The sequence below is a fragment of the Serratia sp. FS14 genome (assembly GCF_000695995.1).
GTDB classification, from domain to species: Bacteria; Pseudomonadota; Gammaproteobacteria; order Enterobacterales; family Enterobacteriaceae; genus Serratia; species Serratia nematodiphila.
Genome location: NZ_CP005927.1, coordinates 1,598,403 through 1,621,086 on the forward strand (window position 1 = coordinate 1,598,403; position 22,684 = coordinate 1,621,086).

Here is a 22,684-nt window from a genome sequence, read left to right on the forward strand (position 1 = left end):
TGCCGTGAATGGCGCTTATTGGCGCAGAAAATGCGCTTAATTAAGCGAAATAAGAATTTGGTTATTTATTATGTTTTTTCCGAATGTACACAATGGAATCTGGCTAAATAAGATGCCAATATCTTGCTATTGATAAACAACGGTTATCGCCTTTCGCCTATGCCAGCCTCGATAAAATTGCACCAATTGCGTGCATTTGTGGACGTTAGCCGCCAGGGCAGCATCCGCGCCGCCAGCCGCACCTCTCGCCTTTCCCAGCCTGCGCTGACCAAGGCCATTCAGGAGCTGGAAGAGGTGCTGGGCGCCAAGCTGTTTATTCGCCGTAGCCAGGGGGTGGTATTGACCGACTGCGGCGATAACTTTTTCCAGCATGCCAGCCTGATCCTCGAAGAGCTGCGGGTGGCGCAGGAAGACATTCAGCAGCGGCTGGGGTTGGCGGGCGGCACGGTGAATATCGGCGTTGGCGGCAGCATTGCGCGCACCGTGATGCCGCAGGTGGTCACCCAGTTTCACCGTGAGTATCCCAACGTGAAGGTGCGCATCGTCGAGGGGCAGCTGGTGTCGATGATCCCAGAACTGCGCCAGGGCGAGCTGGATTTTACCGTCAATACCTATTACCCCAGCAGCCTCGACAACGAGCTGCAGTATGAACGGCTGATGGAAAAAGAGTATCGGGTAGTGGTGCGCAAAGGGCATCCGATGGAGGGGGCGACCTCGCTGAAACAGCTGCAGCACTGCGACTGGACCATGCCGACACCGAAAGGCAGTTATTATCGGCTATTGCACGATCTGTTCGGGGACTTGGGCATGGCGCCGTCGATCAGCGTGACCTGCGAGACCTTTATGGCCTGTACCAGCCTGGTGGCGCAGAGCGATTTTGTCAGCATTCTTTCGGTGGACGTGATTTCGGATCCGATTTTGGGCAAGCATTTGGTGCCGCTCGAGCTGGAAGAGCGTCTGCCGAAAGCGACGTTTTATCTTATCCAACGCAAGGACACCACCCTGACGCCGATGGGCGCGCACCTGGCGCGCCTGTTTCGCCTTTACTGTCGGTGATACCGAGGCCCTGCCGGGCCCCGGCATTAGAAGGCGATCGACCCCTGCACGAAGAAGGTGCGCGGTTCGCCGACGTACTTGCCGAAGTTGTTGTCGTTGGAGCGGGTGAAGTAGCGCTGATCGAACAGGTTTTTCACCCCGGCTCCCAGCGTCAGGTTCGACAGCTGCGGCCCGAAGTTATATTCCCCGCGCATATTCCACACCATGTAACCGGCGATATTGCCGAACTGGCCATCGGCGCTTTCCTGCGTGATGTACTCCGGCCCGGTGCCCGGCGAATGCTGTTTCGACTGCGCATAACCGTCCAGATTCCATACCCAGCTGCCGGTGGCGTAACGTGTGCCGACGGTATAGACCTGGCGCGAGTAGAACGGCAGATCTTTACCGGCGAAGTCGCCCTTGTCGGTGCTGGCCTTGGTGTAGGTATAGCTGGTGTAGACGCTGGCGCCGTCGAGCGCGCGATTCAACTCGCTGAGATCGTAGCTGAGTGCCAGCTCGATGCCTTTGTGCTTGGTGGCACCCATGTTGGTCCAGCCCACGTCGTTGCTGATGTACTGCAGCTGGTTATCGAAGTCGATGTAGAACAGCGTGGCCTCGGCCTTGACTACGGTGTCGTCGTAGCGGGTGCCGAATTCATAGGTGTGCGCTTTTTCCGCCGTTAGCCCCGGCGCCGGCTGGTTGCCGTTGCCGCCTTTGGTCAGTTGGAAATACTGCATGCTGCCGAACGAAGTGTTGGCGTTGGCGAACAGTTTCCAGGCGTCGGACAGGTGGTACATCACGTTCAATGACGGCAGCGGCTCGCTGTAGCTTTTCTTGCGGCTGATATTGTTGAATGAATCGTCCACGTGGGTGCGGATGCTTTCATAACGCAGGCCCGGCGTGACCGTCCAGTTGCCGACGTTAATGGTGTCGTCGATATAGAACGCGTTGGCCGCGGTGCCGCCGGAGGTGTGCTGGTAATAATCCGGGGTCTCCGGCGTCGAGCCGATATTCGCCGGGTTATACCAGGCCGAACGCGACGCCTTTTCATCCATGGTTTCATTCAGGTAGCGGTAACCGAGGGTGATCTCGTGCGCCATATCCCAGAAACGGAAGACCTGCGAGTAACTTGGTTCGATCGCCCAGGTTGAATAGTGGCGCGGATAGGAGACCATGCGCCGCTGGCCCGCGTTTTTGCCGGTGCCTTCCGATTCGATGTTGCTGCCGCGGTAGCTGTCGGTGAAGTAGGTCAACACTTCGAACTGTTTGTCGTCTTCCTGATGTTTGTACTTGAACGACATATCCTTGCGGCGGCCTTCGAACTGGTCCCACGGCCGCGTGGATTGGAACGGGTTTTGCGCGTATTGCGTGGTGCTCAGCCCGCCCGGCATGCCGGCTTTGGCGTCGTAGTAGTGGAAATTGGCCAGCAGCTCGTCACGATCGGTGAACGCATAACGCGTTTTCAGCATGAAATCGTCGATGTCGGTGTTGTCGTTGTTGTCGCGGTAACCCTGGCCGTGCAGCCCGGAGTAGAGCAGTTCGGCGCCGAGGCCGTTGTCTGCGGTGCCGCCCACGGAGGCGCTGGTCAGGGTCTTCAGGCCGCCGTGGCTGGCGCCCTGGGTTTGTACGCTGGCGGTGCCGCCAAACGTTTTGGGAATGTCACGGGTAACGAAGTTGATCACGCCGCCGACGTTCTGCGGCCCGTAGCGCACCGCGCCGCCGCCGCGCACCACGTCCACCGATTGCAGATTACCGATAGACAGCGGGGCCATCGACAGCTGCGGCTGGCCGTAAGGCGCGACCGCCAGCGGGACGCCGTCCATCAGAATGGTGGAGCGTGGAGAAAGACGCGAAGTCAGGCCGCGCACGCCGACGTTAAGCGAGATGTCACTGCCGCCGGTGCCGTTGCTGTCGCGCACTTGCACGCCGGGTACGCCGCGCAGGCTGTCGGCGATGGTTTGGTCGCCCTGTTCGTGCATTTGCTGCTGGGTGACGATGGAACGCGCGCCCGGATGGTTGAGCAGTACCGAACTGGTATCAGGGTTGTCCAGCCAGTTGCCGACGACGGTTACCGTATCGGCATCGTTTTGAGATGAGTTATCAGCAGCAAGGATGGGGAAAGCAACGGCGATAGAGGTCGCCAACAGGGAGAGGCGAAAAAGAATTGACATAATAATGCCTTAAGAGTTTTAGACCCGGATGTATTTTTTTAGAAACGACAATCTTAATGATAATTATTGGCAAGTAAATAGAATTGTTACGGGATAGTTAAGCGGGTAACTAAATAATGAATGCGGGAAACAGGGCCCGGTTGGCGGGCCCTGGCGGGGGTTATTGCGGCGTAAGCCAGAAGACGCCGCTGTAATCCAGCGCGGTGAATTTCTGGTGCACCATTTCGATATCCGCTTGCGGATCAATATCTTTAAACAGCGCCGGGTGCAGGAACTTGGCGATCGCCTCAACCGCGATAAAGTTGAGCGGCGTGTCGTAAAATTGATGGTAAATCGCCATCACGCGTTTTTCTTTCACCGCTTTCAGCACGTTAATGCCGGTGCGATCCAGCAGGTGCGCCAGTTTCTTTTGGCTGGTGGCCATATCGGTGGCGTAACCCAGCGGCACCGCCAGCGTGCCGCGATGCCCGCGGCTCCAGTCGGCGCCGGTCAGCAGATAGAAATCCGGGTTGCTGCTGATCACCTGTTCGACGTTCACTTCACCGCCCATGTCTGAAAACAGCGTGCTGCCAATATTATTGCCGCCGGCGGTCTCGATGAACTGCCCGAAGCTGCCTTTGCCGAAGGTGTTGCAGCACTGTTCGCCTTTGATGCCGGCACTGCGCTCGATGAAGACGCTGGGGCGCTGCTCCGGTTTCAGCGTGGCGACCCGCTGCCGCACCAGCTCGAGGCGCTGCTGATAGAGACGGATGAAGGCGTCGGCATTGGGCTGCTCGTCAAATACTTTACCCAACAGCGCCATGCTGGCGACGGTGTTGGTCAGCGGCTGTTGGCGAAAATCGATGATCAGCACCGGGATGCCGACCTTTTCCAGCTGGGTCAGCACGCCGCTGTCTTTCAATTTGCTCAGCAGGCCAATGTCGAAAATGATCAGATCCGGTTGACGCACCACCGCGCTTTCCACGCTGAAGTCACTGGTGTAGGGATTGTCGAAGGTGGGGATCTGCATGACCTGTGGGAATTTTTTTGCGTAGGCTTCAACCAGATCCGGCGCTTTGACCTTCAGCGAGTTGTCCCAGGCGATGATGTTTTTCAGCGGCTCCTGCGGATGCAGAATATTCAGCGCCAGCAGCGCGCGGGCATCGGCCAGGATAACGCGTTTGGCCGGTTGCGGCAGGGTGACCTGGCGGCCGGCGACATCGGTGACGACGATCGGCGCGGCTTGAGCGGCGCCGGCCAACAGTAAAACGCAGGCGGCCAACCAGCGGCCAGCTTTGGCGATAAGAACAGCGGGCATGAAGATCCTTGGGTAATCGGCGAAGAACGAGAGCGCAATGATAAGCGATATCCTTTCGATTTTTGAACTCCCTCGATGCCGATAGTTATTCATGGCCCATCAGCGGGTCGCTGACGCTGTGTTCGCCATCTTCCAGCCGCCCTGCCAGGCGACGCAGCCAGCCCCCGGCGCTTTGCAGCGTAATATCGTACCAACCGCCGCTGGCGCGGGCGTCAAACGCTTGCTGATGGCTGCCGCCCGCAGGCAGCGTGATAGGCCACGGGCCTTGCTGCGTGTAAGGGCAGCGTTCGAGGGTGACCGTTATCGCTTCGGGGGCCGGGTTATTCAACTGCAGCAGCAGGTTGCGGCCCGTCGGGCGCAAACGCACCTCCGGCTGCGGCCGGCTCAGGGCACCGCGCAACTCACGATGAAAGCCGTTGGGGCCAAGCAGCCACAGATGGTACTCATTCTCCGTTTGCCAGTCGTCGCTGACCGCCTTGCCCGCCTCGACGGTAAAACGGCGCGGGATCTGCGCCAGATCGCGCCGGTCGTAGACGTGAAACACCGCTCCCTGCTCGCCGGTATTGAACAGGTTCAGCGTCACGCGGCGTTGCTCGGCCGCGACGCCGGCCTCGACGTGCAGCTGGTAGGGCAACGCGCGGGAAGGGCGTGCCAGGCGGCGTTGGTGGGGTAAACGCTGGTGGGCGGGTGATGGCAGCGGCACTTGCGGCAGCTGTTCCTGACGCTGGCGCAGGCCGTCGGCGGCGTGGCGGCTGGTGGCGGGCAGGCTCGGCAGCTCTTCGCCGTTAGGATCGACAAAGTTGAACGCCGAAGTGAGATCGCCGCACACCGCGCGGCGCCAGGCGCTAATGTTGGGTTCATGCACCTGAAAGCGCTTTTCCAAAAATTGCAGCACCGAGGTGTGATCGAAAACCTGCGAATTGACCCAGCCGCCGCGGCTCCAGGGCGACAGCACCAGCATCGGCACCCGCGGGCCAGGGCCGTAGATGCGGCCGTCCGGCGGCGGTTGATCCTGCGAACCGGGTGGCGCCACGTGCTGGAAGATCTCGGTGTCGAACGGCACCGTCGATTTACCGGCGAAGCTGCCGTCTTCGCGCAGCGACGGCGCGGAAGGCGAAGGCATATGGTCAAAAAAGCCGTCGTTTTCGTCGTAGTTGACCAGCAGAACGGTTTTACTCCACACCTCCGGGTTGTTTGTCAGCGCATTGAGGATCTCTTGGGTGAACCAGCCGCCCTGTACCGGGCTGGAGGGATCGGGGTGTTCCGAATAGGCCGCCGGCGCGATGATCCAACTGACCTGCGGCAGTTTGCCCTGCTGCACGTCGGCGCGGAATCCGGCCAGCATGGCGTCCAGATCGTTGCCGTCGGCGGCCGGCAGGGTGTTGCCGTTGCCTTTGTACAGCGGTGCGGCCTCGTTGAGCGCATCGCTATAAGGCACGAAAGCGTTGAAGTCTTTCGGCGGCCACGCCGGGTTGCCCACCTGAATGCTGGCGGCGCGGTATTGGCGAAAACCCGCCAGCGGGTTGTCGGTAAAGTTGTCCGGCAGGAATTGATACACCTTCCAGCTGACGCCGCTCGCCTCCAGCCGTTCCGGATAGGTTGTCCACTGGTAGCCGCTGTTCGCCGGGCCGGGGCTGTCCCATTCGTTGACCACCACCGCCACGTCGGCGGCGGATGGGCCGTTGGTGCCGGTCCAGTGGAACAGCCGGTTGGTGTTGGTGCCGGCGTGGATGGAGCAGTGATAGGCATCGCACAGGGTGAAGGCGTTGGCCAGCGCAAACTGGAACGGCAGCTCCTGCTGGCGGTAGTAGCCCATCGAGGCCGGCGTTTTGTAGGTAGGCCAGGCGCTCATGCGGCCGTGATCCCAGGCGGCTTGCTCATCCACCCATGAGTGCGGCGTGCCGGTGACGCGCTGGGCGTTGCCGCGTTTGCTGTCCAGATGGTAGGGCAGCACCAGCCGTTCGGCGCCCTGTTGCTGCCAGACCAGGCGATCGCCGGGCAGTGGAATGGTAAAGCGATCGCTGAAGCCGCGCACGCCCGGCAAGGTGCCGAAGTAGTGGTCGAAAGAGCGGTTCTCCTGCATCAGGATCACCACGTGTTCGACGTCGCGCAAGGTGCCGGTGCGGTTATTGGCGGGAATGGCCAGCGCTTTGCGAATCGAGGCGGGCAACAGCGAGAACGCCGATCCGATGGCGGCAGCCCGCAGGATGTCTCTGCGAGAAAGGTCAGGCATGCGTCGTTAATCTCCGTCAGTGTGCTTTGAAGATAGCCGCTGACGACGATAATGGCGAAAAATAACAGGGAGATGAAAGCGAGAGAAACAATGCTCCCTGGCGGGAGCATTGGGGATGAGGCTTACTGTCTGATCAGGCGGCCGAGCGTCGGCGCCGTTTCGAAATCGCTGCGGAAGGGGTTGATGTCCAGGCCGCCGCGGCGGGTGTAACGCGCGAACACGCTGAGTTTTTCCGGGCGGCAGCTCTGCTTGATGTCGTTGAAAATGCGCTCGACGCACTGCTCGTGGAATTCGTTGTGCTGGCGGAAGGAGATCAGGTAGCGCAGCAGGCTTTCGCGATCGATTTGGCGGCCTTCATAGTGGATCACCACGCTGCCCCAGTCCGGCTGATTGGTGACCAGGCAGTTGGATTTCAACAGATTGGAAGACAGCGTCTCCGCTACGTGCTCCCCTTGATCGGCCGCGCCGCTCAGGTATTCCGGTTTAAAGGCGAAGTCGTCGACCGCGATATCCAGATCGTCGATGTTGATGCCCGGCAGGCGATCGATCTGCGCCGGATAACCTTCCAGACCCGGATAGAGCTTGACGGTGACCTGGCCATTGGCCGCCTGCGACAGATCCTTCTGCATGGCGGCGCTCACCTGTTCCACGCTGTCGAAGCGCGTTTGGTTGAAGCTGTTGAGATACAGCTTGAACGATTTGGATTCGATCAGGTTCGACGACGAATGCGGGAAGGTAAATTCGCCGATGCCCACCACCGGCTTGCCCTTGGCGTTGAGCCAGGACAGTTCGAAGGCGGTCCAGAGATCAAAGCCGCTGAACGGCAGCTGCCGCTCGTCCACGCCGATCAGATCGCGTCCGCGGGCACGCGGCAAGGCTTCAAGCAATGCGGGAGCATATTGATCCGGATAATCGGAGTTCGCGCCAAGATGGGTGATTTTATCTTGCTTTTGGATATGCATATTCATTGCCCTTTGCTTGTTCGGTATTGATGTAGCGATTAAACAGACTGCGGGTGGCGTAGATCGGCCCGACGCCCAGCAGGGCGTAAACCACTTTGATCAGAAACTGCGACAGGATCATGGTTTTGATGATGTCCCAGCTCAGCACGTTGTAGAACGCCAGCGTACAGAACACCACGCTGTCGATGGCCGAAGCCACTACGGTGCTGGTGATCACGCGCACAAACAGGTAGCGGGAATTGGTCAACTCTTTGATTTTGCAGAGCAGGTAGGAGTTGACGTTTTCGGAGATCAGATAGGCCGCCGACGAGGCCACCAGCACCGCCATGATGCTGTGCACGATGCCGTTGTAGGTCTCGCTGTACTCCCACTGCGGAATGCTCGGCACCAGCGTCGTTACCCAAACGCCCAGGACGAAGGTCAGATTGGCGATAAACGAGATGATGATGGTGCGCCTGGCCAGCCGTAAGCCATAGAATTCGTTGAGGATATCCACCAGAATGAACGTGAGCGGGTAAATGAAGATCGCCGGCGGCGTGATGAGATTCAGCACCGGGATTTGGATCGGCTTGACGCCGCACAGCGTTGAGAAAATATAAATCACGCTGAGCGCCACGGTAATAATCAGGTAGGCGTACCAGGATCGTTCATGGCGATCGCTGAGCTCGTAGGCGGTTTTTTGTTGGTTGTCACCATAGAGTTTACGGTACAGCGCCTGCAGCTCATGCCGGCTTAAATCTTCTGATATTTCGCTGTCGGCCAGCTCATTCAGCCCCATGGTGATGGTTTTGCCGGTGGCCAATACCATGACATTGGCCGCGATGGTGCCATGCCGGGTGAAGCCCAACAGCTTGAACTTCTGATTCGGTTCCATTTATAGCCTTTCTCCAACGATGTAACCCAGGAATTGCACGGTGTCCTGAGGGCGTTTGTCCATGCTTTCGCTGTCTTTGTCGTCAACCACAAAGAAGCCGCTTTTTCCCGAGTGATACAGCAAAGGCGAATCGCAAATCAGTACCGGCGGGCGTTTGATGATGATGACTTCGCCGGGAATAAATGACCCTTTAATTTCGGTCTCTATTTTCATTGCCAACATGTTCGACTCATCGCCGAAGAAATAAGTCAAAGGGAACTCAGTGACCAGTTGCCCGATCTTGCGCTGCGAGACGGCCAGATAGCGCGACTGCGGGATTACCGGAATGGCGGAAGGGTTCTTGTTGCCTTCGGTGGACAGCGTTTCGTTAAGCAGCTCCAGCTTTTCCAGATCGTAATCTTCGATCTCTTCACAGGAGACACCGAAGAAATCGGAGATCCGATTCACGGTGGATTGCTGAACGTTGTTCACTCTTCCGTCAAGAATTTTGTAGAGAGTCGTGCGCGTCAGGCCGCTGCGATTGGAAAAGGAAGCCTTGGTTTCACCGCGGGTACGCATCAGATATTCAATATTTTTAATGATGTTGATTTTGCGCTGTGCGTTGGTGGTTTTCATTGGCTGTCCTTACAAACATTACGCAGGCTTCACTATATCTTACGCAGTGGCGTTGTCCAGATAAAAAGGCGCAGGCGAGCAGGTAACGAACTGATTATTAGCAGTAATTATTGTTTTCCGTCAGCCGTTTAGCGCAATGATATCAGCGGAGGCGGTCTGATTCCTCTGCGCGAAAGATAAAGCCGTGCAAATCAATTGATTAGGTTTTTCTTATGGAAAAGTGAACACAAAAGCCGGTTTTATGTTTACTTTTATGTTGACCAAAGCCGATTTCATGGGCTACTGTTCATGCAAGCTGAAGTTTCTCTTTATGATCAAAACACGGAAGCCGACAGTTTTTATAATAAAAAGCTCAGAGGGGGCGTTGCCACACTCTGAGCATAATGGATAGCTTGCTACCGACACCAGGGACCCTAACCACCATGGCCGTTTGTCTGCGCGATCGGCTCATTCTTTTGCATTGAATCCCCTTTTCGAGCGTCTAACACTCCCCCGTTACCGGAGGAGTGCATTACCGCGTTCACGAAAATCAGAGCGATTTCTGTGATGCCAGCGGTTTTTGCGCCCGGCTGAAGACCAGTTTAAGCAGCCAATACAGCAGGCTGGCAGCGACCAGGGAATTGATGGTCGGTACGCCCCATTCGGTTGCCAGACCAACGGCGCCGCCGGCGATGCTGGCGACGATCGCCGCCCAGCCGATAGTTGGCGTTTCGTTCGGCAGCTGGCCGGTTCGGCGGCTCTCATCCAGGATCTTGCGGTGGCTGCGCAGCAGATAATAGTCCACCAGCATGATGCCGATAATCGGCGGGAAGACCACGCCAAGCACCGTCAGAAAGTCGACAAAGCGGTCAAGAATGCCCAGCACCGACAGGGTGGTGCCCAGAATACCGATCACCAGCGTAGTGTAGGTGTACTTCAGCTTCTTGCCGGTGATGCCTTCCACCGCATTGACGATGCCCAGCGAAGAAGAGTACAGGTTGAGATCGTTGACGCGCAGGGTGGAAAACACCACCACCAGCAAACCGGCGCCGCCGGCCGCTTGCGACATGATGGTGACCACATCCGCGGTGCCCAGGGTTTTGGCGATCAGGATCGCCAGGCCGTTCACCACGAACTCGCCGGCGATAATGGTGAAGAGCGTGACGCCGAGCACGTGCTTGCCGTTTTTGGAGTAACGGGTCAGATCGGGGGTCATCAGGCTGGCCACGATGGCGCCGCCGACGACGATGGTGATGCCGGCGCTGATGGTCAGCGGTTCACCCGGCGGCGCCAGCTGGATGATCTCCTGCAGGTTATGGCCGGAAAGCGCGGTCACCGAAATATAGGCCACCAGCATGATGAACATCGGCACCGCGATACGGGCGGCGATGCGCAGCGCCTTGAAGCCGAATGCCACCAGGATGGTCAATAGCGTGCCCGAGAGCCCGGCGGCCAGGCCGAAGCCCAGCTTATTGCCGAGCGCGAAGTCGAGCGACTTGGCGAAAATGGCGTTCTGAATGCCGAACCAACCCAGCAGGCTGACGGCAACCACCACGCCTATCAGCACCGAGCCCAGACGGCCGAAGCCGCACCAGCGCGCCAGCAGGCTGCCGGAAATGCCTTCGCGCATGCCCGCCAGCCCCAGGCCGTAGGTCACCACGCCGAAGATCAGGCTGCCGACGAAGATGGCGGTGAAGGCGTCAATCAGCGTCATGGAATTGCCGAGTACGGCGCCGAGCATGAACTGGTCCAGTGCGGTCAGCATGCCCATATGCACGATGGCCACGCTTAAAAACGAAACTCGTTTATCCTGCGGCACCCGGGTGAGCGGATAATCTTCGATCTTTATCACGGTGAGATCTTCCTTGCGGTTCAAATAAACTGAATGCCTTTGGTTATCAGGCGATCGGGAATGTAGTTATCCAGATTGGCGTATTTGCAGTATTCCTCAAATTGCTGCTGAGTATGCACGTTGGCCTTCTGGTAAATGTTATAAATGCGGTTTTCGATGGTCTTATTGCTGACATTATAGATTTTGGCGATCTCTTTCACCGTAAATCGTTGCAGCATAAGGAAAATAACATCGAGTTCGGCACGGGTGAACAGCTCGTTATTGACTTCGGTGGTCAACACGCTGGGTTTTTGCTGATTGATGTACTTCAGCGGTGACAGGCTGTTCATCGGCTTGGCGTTCCAGATCACGCCAATCACCTGTTTGTCATCGTTGTACACCGGCAGCTTTTCGCTGATAAACGGCGTCAGGCTGTCTTTGCCGTACCAGTAGTGCGTTTCTATGACCGTGACCCGATCGCGCGCCGCTTCGGTCATTTTGTCATGCTCGATAAAGTCGGCGGCGGAGTCGGCCCAGTCGGCGGGGAACTCGTGGTCATATTTGCCGGCGACGTCGAAATTCAGCGGCGTATTGGTATAGAGATAAGCGGCGCGGTTCATATAGAGGTGGCGGGACAGGTGGTCTTTGATGCCCCAGGGTTCGCTCAGGTGCTCCATCATGGTGATGAGGCCCTTAAAATAAGATTCATTATTTTTATGTGATGAACCCATACCCACCTCTGTGCCGCTCAGGCCGCGTTACAGGCTTTTAGCCAGATAATGGCGGGTGTGGCGATGCGCATAGTCGCCCAGCTCGCCGTAGACCCGGTAGCCCAATTTTTCGTAGAAGCCTCTGGCCTGGAAATCGAAGGTATCGACATAGGCCATATGGCAACCGCGCTTGCGGGCTTCTTCTTCGGCCAACTCCATCAATTGGCGGCCATACCCGCTTTTGCGGCATTGATCGCCAACCCACAGATATTGCACTTCCAGGCCGCCCCACCAGGTGCGCGCGACCAGGCCGCCGACGATCTGCTGGTTGTCGTCGGTAACGGTCAGGAACAGCGGGTGAATGTCTACGGGCTGGGTTTTGTGATTGTGCGCCCAAAGGCTGTCGATAACGAACTCTTCATCCTGCGGGTTGGGTTTGTCGGTGATATTAATATTCATTTTTAATATAATTCCCTGATTTAATTATTCAAAACTGAACTAGGCGCTTTCGCCCCAACCGTTTCTAATATCACTTTCGTTAATGTATTTCAAGGGTGGTTTTCACCCTTTTCCGCCTGGTGAACGGGCGCTTATGATAGGCGCCACAGGGAGAAGAAAATAGTGAAACAGGCGGTATTAAAACGCTGAAATGCCCTGCTTACACCATCTTTTCCTACTTGCGCCTCACCAGGGCCCCACCGGGAAAACTGCAGTACTGTATGGCTCCACCGGATAGAGCAAGCTCACTTGCCGACGGGGGAGCCACTTTGTTTTTTGACGCGCCCGCCCGCGGCCACCGTTCTCTGTCTCAGATATTAAACACTCTTCTTATCAGAAGATATGCGCCGCAGATGAAAATGTGGCCGATGCCTTCTGAGCCGCGAATTCAGTCTTCTGCGATGACGCTGCCCAGCGCCGGCTCGATGGTCGCGCCCAGCATGGCGCCGTGCCCTAAGGCGGGCCATTCCCGATAGCCGACGGTGAAACCGTCGAGCTGCGCCAGCTGTTCGGCCAGCAAATGCGTTGCGTCCGCCGGCAGAGCGGGGCTCTTTACACCGGGCGGGGCCGCGCGATCGCGTTCCGCCAGGCCAACCCACAGTTGCAGCCTTATCGCCGGCGCCGCGCGCCGTTCCGTCATCTGCTGCGTTTCTTGCAGGATCATGCCGTTGCCCCACCACAGCGAGGGTTCCACGGCGATATAGCGCTGAAAGGCGGCAGGATGGGTAAACAACGTGTGCAGAACGAAGAGCCCGCCGTAGGAGTGCCCCCACAGCGTCTGCCGCTGCGGATCGACCGCCAGTCTGGCGGCGATCGCCGGTTTGATCCGAGTTTCAATCAATTGCAGGAACGCATCCGCGCCCCCGCCGGCCCGCGGCGGTGTCTTCATGCCTGCCGGCAGAGGGAGCGTATAGTCGTAGGCGCGGCCGGCGGCATCGATGCGCAGATCGTTGTCATAGCCGATCATGACCAGCACCGGCGCCCGCTTCGCCGCTGCCAATTTGGCCAGTAAGGCGGCGTTTAACTCCATCAGCACCGCGTTGCCGTCGAGGAAATAAACCGTTGGATAGCCGCCCGGCTCAGGTGCCCGATGCGGTTGGGCGATGCGAACGCGGTAATGCCGTCGGCCATCGGCGGAGGTGAAGCGCAGGTCGCTGAAGCGGTAATCCGCAGAATCGCTATCGGCTACGGTAGTGCCGATCTTGCGTTCCAAATCGGGCCTGGCCAGCACGGAACCCGGCAGCCAAAAGCCGATGGCGAGCGCTAGAAGCGCAGAGATAAAATGCCGGTTGGACAAAAACATGTGGGTTAACACCTTCGGAAAAAGGCCGATAGTAGCATCCGTTCGCGCCCGGCAAAAACCTACCTTTAGGGCGGACATTCCGGCCGCGAATGGCGGCCAAAACCCGGAAGAGGGCCGCCAGTTGCTTTGCCGGGTTAATAGCAACTCATTGTTATTATTGGTAAGTCAGGAATAAGAGAGATTGCAATTAATTAGAAATGGTTATGGTTTTTATGGGGAGGGGAATGGCGAATAGCGGGGGAAATACACGGTTATCAACGATTTTTAGCAAAAAAAGCCCTATAAAATAGGGCAAAGACACACAACAACACCAGGGAAACTTTCCGGTATCTTATATTATAGCTTCCTATACATATAGAACATTTTATTATAAATATGTAAGTGATTCTTATTGATCATTTAATACCATTATTTTTCAAATGGTTATGTGGTCCGGCTGAGGTATTGCGCCTGGGTCGGTTGCGGGCTATCAGGGATAGGTGGCGGGGTTTTTCTGTAACGGCGGTATGAACAAGCGAGATCATGGGCCCGATACCTTCAGGGCAATACCGGCCGGCAGGTTGCGAACATGTCGGCCGGTATTCCTCTCGCGCTGGGCACTGCGCCGCCCGATCTTCCCTGTGGGCGTCCGGTGAAAATCAGTGCTGCTGCAGCGTCAGCATCTTGCCAAGCAAAATATCGGTCGGCGGCAAAATATCCGTATCCAATCCGGCGGAAGGGGTAAAGGTTAGCTCGCCAAAAATGATCTGGCCTTGCGAGATGTAGAAATCAACGCGAACAAACTCAAAGGGCGCCGACAAGCGAGTGGCGTACTCAAACAGCTCATCATATCCCTCAGGTTTCACGAAAGCGTCTATCTCCTCCTGGCTCAATGCCAGACAGTCTTCGCTATAGCAAAGGAACTTGAACTCTTTGTCGAAGAAGTAATATTTTGGCGTCCCGGTATCCCTGCCGACGCACAGCAAGGTGCAGTAAGGCACACCGCGGAAACAATAGATTTTATAGTCTTCAGGCCCGTGACCATTGGTCGATTCGATATACTTTTCCCCAATGATCTTTTTTTGTATCCCTTTGTAGTTGAGTTCTACATAGGTTTTCCAGTAATCGTCTTTCATCCATCCATCGATCAGATGAGAGGCGCTTTTAATGTTCAACGATTGTTTATTTTGGCAAATTAAATTATACCCTGAACCGTGGTTTCCCTTAATGACAAATTTATCAGGCAGCGTTTCCCACGGTATTTCCTGCACTGAATCACAGGAAAAATACAACTCATTAAGAATCTCTTCGCATCCCTTTTCTTTGATGTACTCTCTCACCGCATATTTATCTGCACATTGAGTCACTAATGCGTTATTACTGTAGTCATTCAACTTAAGATGATTTATTTTTTCATTCCAGGTTGAGGGCGACTGTAAATTCAGCGGTTTGCCAAATGCCCTTTTGTATATCAATCGGGCCTTGAACTCGGGGGCTAATACGGCCAGCTGATTCAGAATAAACTTCTTGAATTGTCTCTTCATATACGTAATTCCATCAAAGCATAGTGACAATGATTAAGACGTTCTTGTATTTAAAACGCGGGCGGTACGCTTTCACTGCGCCATTGAATGGCTGTCGGCGTTGTTCCCAGATCAAATGGCTTGTGGTCTAACGCCCGATTAAGAATGCGGGCCGATCGCCAGGCCATCAGGCTCAGCTGAGGATCGGCAATGCCGTGATTATGCATACTGGCGTTCATCGCAAATAAGCAGTTCTCCGCTGGGCCTTCCCACTCAAAGGTAAAGTCCGGGGCTATGCGGTATTCGCCGTCCGCAGTCTTTAACAACCGGTGGGCCAAAGGCTCAAGGAACTCAGGCGTCGCCGATTGATAACCGGTGGCAAAGATCACCACGTCCGCCTTGAAGGTTTCCTGGCCGTGATCGAGATGATGACGCGTTTCGAGTTGGTAGGCGTTATCCAGCGTGTGTTTCACGGCCGTCAGCGAACGGCTGGGCAGCAGGCGCACCCATAATTTCTCGCGCAGGACGTCGAAGCGGTGGTACATGGCGCGATAAATCGCCAGCAGCGACTCACTGGTGATGCCATCTGAGGTCATCTTCTGTTCGGCCAGCATATGCCGCTTGGCCGCGCTGTCCAGTGAGTAAAAGCTCTCGACGTAATCGGGCGTGAAGTATTCGTTGGCAAAAGCAGCCTCATCGAGCGCATTGTAGTTATTGCGGCGCGATATCCAGTCGAGCTGCGCCGGCTGCCCCCATTCCCCTTTAAAAATATTCAGGAACAGATCTGCGCCGCTCTGGCCGCCGCCGACGATCGCCACGCGTTTGCCGGTCAGATCGGGGTTGCGCAGCATCATTTCGCTGGCATGGAAACAGCGATCGCTTTGCGTCGTCACGCAATCCGGCAACTTTATTTTCTTGCCTATGCCAATGCTGACGTGTTTGGCGTGGAAGACCTTGTTCGAGGTGGTCACCACGAACTGGCGCTGCCGATCGTCAAATTCGACCCGCTGAACGTCTTGATTGAATGCCAATGATCCCATCCCGGCGGCGGCCCAGGTGAGGTAATCGGCGAACTCTTCGCGCGATGCGGTGCGCTGCTCCGTCGTCAGGAAACGATAAAATTTTCTGTTTTTTACCAGATAGTTGAGAAAGCTGTAGCGATTGGTTGGGGCAACCGCGCTCACTAAATCTTTTAAAAAGTTGGTCTGCATGCTGCAATCCGCCAGGATCATCCCTGGATGCCAGGAGAAATGAGGTTTGCGTTCAAGGAACTGTCCCGTAAATCCCTCTATTTCACTTCCTAAGGCTGCCAGGCTAAGATTCGACGGGCCAAGGCCAATACCGATGATATCCAAACGCTGATTCATTAATAAGCTCCAGTATAATGAGAATAATACCCAGAAATACGACTGCAGATAGGGTGGTTTATAGCAACCAGGCTGCCTTTTTCTTATAATTAAGCTTCACGAATTAAATGTAATTAAAAGGTGTACGGGCCAAAAATACCGCAATTTAAAATGCCCGTTTAGCATTAGGTAGCGCATCAGGCAAAGGCTACGGGCGTATTTCTTTCCATGAAAATCCCTATGAAGGTTTGCGCGTGTATTTAATGAATATTCCTAAGTAAAAATCCGATACCCCTGATTCACCAAGCTATGAAAACGGCCACCAGGGAGGATGCCCACCGTATGAGTTCTTATCTGATTTTCTGGTGTATATGCCAGCCTGTGTTCGTTTTGCATTTCCGGGATCTGGTGTTCGTTGCTTAGAATAACCCTAAAATAGGCGTTGAGAAGGTGAAATAACGTGATATTAAAAGCCGGGCGCTTTTTGCAAAGATGAAATCAGAAGTGAAATTATGAAATTGGTTGAGTAGGTTGTTTTTTGTCAATTTATTCAATTAGTTATCTTGGTTTTTCTGAAGGGGTTAAACCTGTCTTTCGGGACGACCGTACGGTTCCCCATTGTTGTTACCGTTCATCACCGTGAGATTTTACCCCCAATGGCATAAACCGATGCCCGCGAATTGTTTGCGTTAACTATCTGGTTTACCGTTTGTTGAACTTGCGCGGGACGAGGTTTGTCAGGAAAAGAAAATTTTTGAGCTGGGAGTGAAAGATTCTGGCCACGACGGCGAAGTGAGCAAGCTCTATCTGGCAATCATTTTGGTGCACGTTAACCGGCCACGACAACAAAAATACCTCAGTTAATTTGGAAAATTTTTACTCTTCAGCCAGGGCGAAACAGTTGCCGAATCACAGGAGTGAATAGGATAGCTTTTTTGAAAGCCGAAATGCTGATGGTGGTGACAGAGATCTGGTGAGGATCAGCGTCTCATTCAACACCTCGCGCAGCATAATTACATCGAAACTCGTGCTATACTGCCAACGCTAAAATTTCATGCAATCCAGGAAGTGCCATAATCCCTTCATTATTACGAGATACACGATAATGTAATTGGATTTGTTTTTATTATTAGTATGCCAACTTATCTGTAGATAATTATTTTTATTGTCCTGATTAACTTGCCCACGGCATTCCGTTAACACCCTTCTGGTCAGAAGAGTGTCATTATATAGTATCCGACGCCGACAAATATTCCCTGAGCAGGGCAATGCATTGTCCAAATTAATGCTGGAATATTCCCCTTTTTGGCCGACGGCTTTGCAGAGATAGCTGAAATTTTGCACGCTGTTTACCGGCTGAAAAATATTCTAATAATGCAGGCGTCGTTTTATCAATCAGAACCTGTACGGTCAGGTAGCGTGAATCCTAAAGCGAAAAACCCGCCATAGGCGGGTTATTCTGAATAGGGTGCCCGGACTCGGACAACCGGCGCTGGCGCCGTGTTGAACAGCGCTTCAGCGCTGGCCCGCAGGGTGAGGCCTTTAGGCCGAATAATCGAACGCAGTTCGATGGAGAGTCCTGTCTCTGAAAAGCAAAAACCCAGCCATAGGCTGGGTTTGAACCGCCCCGGTTTTCTTGGAGAGTTTTTAGTCCGGGAACTCAGGCGGCGAGCTCCCTGTCTTTTATAGCTGCATGATACGCTTTTTCAGCTTCTATCGGTGGGATATGACCCAGTCGCTCCAGTAAACGGCGATTATTGTACCAGTCTACCCACTCCAACGTGGCCAACTCCACTTCTGCTCGAGTTTTCCAGCTTTTGCGATGTATCACCTCCGCTTTGAACAGGCCATTGATGCTTTCCGCCATCGCATTGTCGTACGAGTCACCTGTGCTACCCGTCGACGCCAACAACTCAGCATCTTTCAGTCGCTGTGTGTACGCCAGAGACACATATTGCGAACCTTTGTCGCTATGATGGATAGTTCCGCTGGGACGGCGGGCCCACAGCGCCTGCTCCAGTGCATCCAGCACGAACGCTGTTTCCATCGACGATGACACCCGCCACCCCACAATGGCGCCGGCGAACACATCAATGATGAACGCGACGTACGCAAAGCCCTGATAGGTGGCGCAATAGGTAAAATCTGCCACCCAAAGTTGGTTCGGACGTTCTGACACGAACCGGCGGTTTACCCGGTCCGGCGCCGCCGCGCCCTTCCGGCTTATCGTGGTTCGCACTTTTTTATCCCCGTCGCACGCCCGCAAGCCCCATTTCCGTCATGAGCCGTTCCACCGTACACCTGGCCACCTTGATGCCCTCACGCAACAACTGCCGCCAGACCTTGCGGGCACCATAAACGCTGTAATTTTCATCGAATACCCGCTGTATTACGGATTTGAGTCGTTCATCACGTTGTTCACGCTGACTGCGTTTCTCCGGATGGCGCCGACGCTGGTCATGCCAATAATACGTTGACGGGGCAATATCCAGTTCATGGCATACCGGTCCGCCCCCATGTTCAGCGCTGAGGATGTCCAGCAGTGGCATTATTTCTTCCACAGGCGGTCGAACTCCGCCTTGGCAAAATAAGCAGAAGCCTGGCGCAGAATGTCGTTACTGCGCCGTAACTCCAGGTTCTCCCGCTGCAGTTCTTTGAGAAGTTCACGCTCATCCGCGGTAAGGCTACCAGAGGTGTTAGTGGTAGCGACACCGCCCCCGGCATCCCTTTCATGTTGACGGAGCCAGGCTCGCAGGGTGTCGCCATGGCAGCCGATTTTCGGGGCGATGGCTTGAACGGCTTCGTGTTCTGATTTGTACGCGCTGCGCTGCTCCAGCAACATTCTGACTGCACGTTCGCGCAGTTCAGGGGGATAGCGTTTGGCGGATTGTGATTTCATTTTGGGTCTCCTTTCACTGAGAGTTTAGTCTCCAAGAAACCCGGTACGGTTCAAGTACGACAGCAGCCGGGCATCGACATGTGGCACCTGGACACCGAAGAAGCCGGATGAAACGGGCTACGCCAACATCATGTCGAGTCTGAATGGCCAGACGGCGAAGGTACCGGTGTGGTGGTTGGTGGTGCATAAACTGTCGAAGGGGATCACGTCGGCGGCCGTGGCCACGATTCCGTGCCGGCCGGATCTGCGGCAGGTGCGTTTTGAGGTTCAGCACAGCCGGGTCAATAATCCTGCATTGGCGAAGGAGCTGCAGGACTTCACCAATGACTGCTACGCGCTGGCATTGTATACCTGGCAGAACCGCGATCAGGGCCAGACGACTGACAAGGCTACCCTGCGTGATATTGAGTGGCTGGGATCGAAAACCTTCCTGAACGGTGGGTACTATAACAACCTGCAGTCCAAAACGCCGCGTGCCAGTTTCCCCTGGAATGAAGGGCGGGACAGCGGCCGGCCAAACACCGGACGAGGGGGATATCCAACCTGCAGCGAATGGTGGTCAACTGGCGAAACGGGGTTGGAAGCCCGCGTGGTGAAACAGGTTGACCCGGGCGTCATGCTGCGGATGTCTGCCGCGCTGAAGATGATGGGGCAACCGGATTCGGATTATAAGGAAGCCGTGATACGTCGTTTGGTCAGCCCGGATAACCTGACGGTCTCCCAGGGCGGACGTGCTTATGCCGGCTACGGCGGCAATGCAGACTTTACCCTGGACAACTCGGTTAACCGGCTCGCGTCACTGGGCGGAACCGCGCTGGGGAGCCTGGCGGCCTATCCGGCATTTGATGCCATGCGTCAGGCGTTGCCTATGGTACAGGCGGTACTGCTGATGGCGGTCTATATCATGGTGCCGCTCATCCTGGCATTTGCGGCCTACGAGTACAAGACGGTGATTACCGTGACGTTCGTGGTGTTTGCACTCAATTTCCTGACATTCTGGTGGGAACTGGCGCGCTGGCTGGACAGTTGGTTACTGGAGGCATTGTACAGTTCGGACTCGCACAGTCGCTGGAATGTGGCCGGGTTCCAGAATAGTGCCGATGACCTAATTATGAACCTGGTGATGGGCTGCATGTTTATCGTGTTGCCAATCGTTTGGATGGGGGCGTTGTCATGGGCTGGTGTAAGTGTTGGCCATGCTATTGCTTCCGCTGTGAATAGCGGTACAGAAACAGCCAAAAATACTGGGGGGAAAGTTGGTGATGCTGTAACAAATAAAATTACCCGGTAGCCGAGACTAACTGACCGAGAAAAACAACAGCTCGGTCAGTTATCGCTAGGGGATTTATACGGAGCCCCGTCATATTCGTTGTTCATTACAGCACTTTCGTATGCATAGTCCGATGAATTTTTTGGGTCTTCCAGACTATTGTTTTCATGGGTAACTTCACCCGAAAGGTTTTGCCCAGCATTTTGAAGAATGAATGCGAACGCCCAAATAAAAAGCATACAGCCAGCTACGAGAAGCCACCCGAACAGCATTGCTGTGACCGAAGCGATGAGAGCGATAACAATCGGGACATGGCCTATCCAGGCAGGAAGCCTGTTCTCTCGTACCTTAGATACGCAAAGCCGATCCCCTCTCATAATCACCTTTTTCAGACGACACCACTTACGGGCAGCCCAAACACCGCGCTGGTAGGCCTGTTGATCTCTGGCTTGGCTCATAATGCCTCCATTCGCCTGCTTAGCCGTTTGACCACTATAGCCTAAATAACAACCAATGGCTATTTGCCTGACTCTGCAGGTGGCTGATGCACACCATTGCCTTTCTGATTCAGCCTCGACAAAACATAGCTGATAAGCAAGTACAGCGGACACCGCACTGATTATTGAGAAGGCCTGTTTTCACAAGACATTGAACTATGGCTCGTCACGATATTCCCGATGAAGCATGGGCTATCATCCAGCCCTTACTGCCTGCTGAACCTGCATCTCCACGAGCCGGACGTCCATGGGCAGAGCATCGTAAGATCATCAACGGTATGTTCTGGGGGCTGTGCTCTGGTGCACCATGGCGTGATTTACCTGAGAGATACGGGCCATGGAAGACCGTTTATAACCGCTTTAATCGATGGTCTAAACCCGGTGTGATTAACATTATTTTTAATAAGTTACTTTTATCTCTTGATGCTCACGGTCTCATTGACTGGTCGGCCACTGTGCTGGATGGTAGTAATATTCGGGCGCTCAGATGCGCCGCCGGAGCGCAAAAAACATTCCGATATCACCAGAGATAACGGCCTGGGTCGCTCTTGCGGTGGTTTTGGCACCAAAATCCATCTGGCGACAGACGGGAGCGGTCTTCCGCTAAACATCGTAGTGAGTCCCGGACAAGCCCACGAAAGTCAGTTCGCACAACGTCTTCTGGACGGCATTGGTGTTCAGCGCCAGAACGGCAGCATGAAACGCCGTGGTCATGCGGTACTGGCGGACAAAGCCTACTCCGGACATATATTACGTAACGAGCTGAAAAACAAAGACATTAAAGCGGTTATTCCCCGAGAATCAAATGAAAAAATGGTGTCGGATGGTCGTGCACTGCTCGATCGTGATGCCTACCGCAATGGCAACGTCGTTGAGCGGTGCTTTGGTCGCCTGAAAGAATACCGGCGCATCGCAACACGTTATGACAAAACGGCGAGAAATTATCTGGCAATGGTGAAACTGGGATGCATCCGGCATACAGCCTAAAAAAAACAGCAGATTACCTGATGTCGCCTTAATAGGGTCTTAATGCGATAGAGCCAAACTATTAGAGTTAGCCCATAATCAGTTCTGCCATTTGCAATATCATTTCGATGTGCTTTTTCTAGAGTGAACTCACCTTTTCATCATGGGCATGTATTGTCCCTGCGGCCGGGTTTGGCCTAATACCTCCAGACTTGCGCAATCTAAACGTTTTTTTAATCTAAATATGACTTAGCTAAAGAAATAAAAAAACATATTTATACAATATTACAACATTATTATCTTAAACGAAAAAGTGGGAGAGTGCCGGTTTTATGGCATTCAGTCGTTCGAGGCTGACACCGGACAGACAAGAACATTATAGGGTCTTTCCTTGTTGAACAGGGCACCGCAGGCACCATTCTGTCACGCTTGTCCCCTCCATCGTTTCAGGAAAGCCTGAGGGCCCTGATGTTTATGAAACGACAGAATATTCCAAATCATCTCTGCTTGCTGAAATTTAAAACCCTGTCTAGCCTTATCATGCGATAAGGCAGTTACCTCATGTACATTGAGCGTGGGGGCGGTAGCGTTGTGCCCGTTTTTTCCGCAGAGGTTGCAAGCAACACCGGGAATGAGGAAAGGCAGGCAAACCAAAACGGTATTGATGCGTTGTGATGCCCGCTGGGGGTGTGAGGC

General features: G+C 54.7%; 15 protein-coding genes, 2 pseudogenes and 1 other annotated feature. Of the genes and pseudogenes, 3 read left to right on the forward strand and 14 right to left on the reverse strand.

What is annotated here, in order from left to right; all coding sequences use genetic code 11:
- Window positions 1–159 precede the first annotated feature (159 nt).
- The gene (locus tag L085_RS07330; RefSeq protein ID WP_015379061.1) at window positions 160–1,056 is read left to right on the forward strand and encodes a LysR family transcriptional regulator; all 897 of its coding nucleotides are present in this window, start codon (window positions 160–162) and stop codon (window positions 1,054–1,056) included.
- 26 nt (window positions 1,057–1,082) lie between these two features.
- Here the strand turns inward: L085_RS07330 and L085_RS07335 are convergent, their stop codons facing one another.
- The 13 genes and pseudogenes from L085_RS07335 to L085_RS25180 all read right to left on the reverse strand — a co-directional run bounded on the left by L085_RS07335 (window position 1,083) and on the right by L085_RS25180 (window position 19,255).
- A complete protein-coding gene (locus L085_RS07335; protein WP_044030443.1) occupies window positions 1,083–3,206 on the reverse strand; it encodes a TonB-dependent siderophore receptor in 2,124 nt (707 codons plus the stop codon).
- A 160-nt stretch (window positions 3,207–3,366) separates the two neighbouring features.
- On the reverse strand, window positions 3,367–4,503 hold the full coding sequence (locus L085_RS07340) for an ABC transporter substrate-binding protein (RefSeq protein WP_044030444.1): 1,137 nt from the start codon (window positions 4,501–4,503) through the stop codon (window positions 3,367–3,369).
- 85 nt (window positions 4,504–4,588) lie between these two features.
- Window positions 4,589–6,736 (reverse strand): phospholipase C, phosphocholine-specific, encoded by a 2,148-nt coding sequence (locus L085_RS07345; protein ID WP_044030445.1) that lies wholly within the window; start codon window positions 6,734–6,736, stop codon window positions 4,589–4,591.
- Between the two features lie 122 nt (window positions 6,737–6,858).
- Window positions 6,859–7,698, reverse strand: coding sequence for an NADPH-dependent 7-cyano-7-deazaguanine reductase QueF (gene queF / locus L085_RS07350; protein WP_044031945.1), 840 nt, complete (start codon window positions 7,696–7,698; stop codon window positions 6,859–6,861).
- Window positions 7,676–8,572: a queuosine precursor transporter gene (locus tag L085_RS07355; RefSeq protein ID WP_004937338.1), complete on the reverse strand. Its 897-nt coding sequence runs from the start codon at window positions 8,570–8,572 to the stop codon at window positions 7,676–7,678. Before L085_RS07355 ends, queF begins: the two co-directional genes overlap by 23 nt.
- Window positions 8,573–9,187 (reverse strand): helix-turn-helix transcriptional regulator, encoded by a 615-nt coding sequence (locus L085_RS07360; protein WP_004937341.1) that lies wholly within the window; start codon window positions 9,185–9,187, stop codon window positions 8,573–8,575.
- Between the two features lie 529 nt (window positions 9,188–9,716).
- Window positions 9,717–11,018 carry a cytosine permease gene (locus L085_RS07365; RefSeq protein ID WP_004937343.1) on the reverse strand — a complete coding sequence of 434 codons (1,302 nt, stop codon included), beginning with the start codon at window positions 11,016–11,018 and terminating at the stop codon, window positions 9,717–9,719.
- Between the two features lie 20 nt (window positions 11,019–11,038).
- A complete protein-coding gene (locus tag L085_RS07370) occupies window positions 11,039–11,728 on the reverse strand; it encodes a PAS and helix-turn-helix domain-containing protein (protein WP_004937346.1) in 690 nt (229 codons plus the stop codon).
- 27 nt (window positions 11,729–11,755) lie between these two features.
- Window positions 11,756–12,166, reverse strand: a complete 411-nt coding sequence (locus tag L085_RS07375; RefSeq protein WP_004937348.1) for a GNAT family N-acetyltransferase — start codon at window positions 12,164–12,166, stop codon at window positions 11,756–11,758.
- Window positions 12,167–12,593: 427 nt separating this feature from the next.
- Window positions 12,594–13,508, reverse strand: coding sequence for an alpha/beta hydrolase-fold protein (locus tag L085_RS07380; RefSeq protein WP_044030446.1), 915 nt, complete (start codon window positions 13,506–13,508; stop codon window positions 12,594–12,596).
- A gap of 638 nt (window positions 13,509–14,146) precedes the next feature.
- On the reverse strand, window positions 14,147–15,031 hold the full coding sequence (locus L085_RS07385; protein ID WP_015379055.1) for an ATP-grasp fold amidoligase family protein: 885 nt from the start codon (window positions 15,029–15,031) through the stop codon (window positions 14,147–14,149).
- Window positions 15,032–15,081: 50 nt separating this feature from the next.
- On the reverse strand, window positions 15,082–16,377 hold the full coding sequence (locus tag L085_RS07390; protein WP_015379054.1) for a lysine N(6)-hydroxylase/L-ornithine N(5)-oxygenase family protein: 1,296 nt from the start codon (window positions 16,375–16,377) through the stop codon (window positions 15,082–15,084).
- A gap of 1,639 nt (window positions 16,378–18,016) precedes the next feature.
- Window positions 18,017–19,255 (reverse strand): annotated as a pseudogene (locus L085_RS25180) (IS3 family transposase).
- Window positions 18,834–18,950 (reverse strand) — a sequence feature (AL1L pseudoknot). Its footprint overlaps the pseudogene before it by 117 nt.
- Before the next feature lie 52 nt (window positions 19,256–19,307).
- Here L085_RS25180 and L085_RS07405 point away from each other — a divergent pair.
- Window positions 19,308–20,546: pseudogene (locus tag L085_RS07405) on the forward strand (conjugal transfer protein TraG N-terminal domain-containing protein); the annotation flags it as partial.
- 35 nt (window positions 20,547–20,581) lie between these two features.
- On the opposite strand, the gene L085_RS07410 reads toward L085_RS07405, so the two are convergent.
- Window positions 20,582–20,983, reverse strand: coding sequence for a hypothetical protein (locus L085_RS07410; protein ID WP_049870639.1), 402 nt, complete (start codon window positions 20,981–20,983; stop codon window positions 20,582–20,584).
- A 197-nt stretch (window positions 20,984–21,180) separates the two neighbouring features.
- Here L085_RS07410 and L085_RS24990 point away from each other — a divergent pair.
- Window positions 21,181–22,009 (forward strand): IS5 family transposase gene (locus tag L085_RS24990; RefSeq protein WP_144240653.1). Its coding sequence is split into 2 segments (ribosomal slippage): window positions 21,181–21,527 and window positions 21,526–22,009, totalling 831 coding nucleotides; the frame shifts between segments, so codons are not numbered across the junction.
- The last annotated feature ends 675 nt before the right edge of the window (window positions 22,010–22,684 follow it).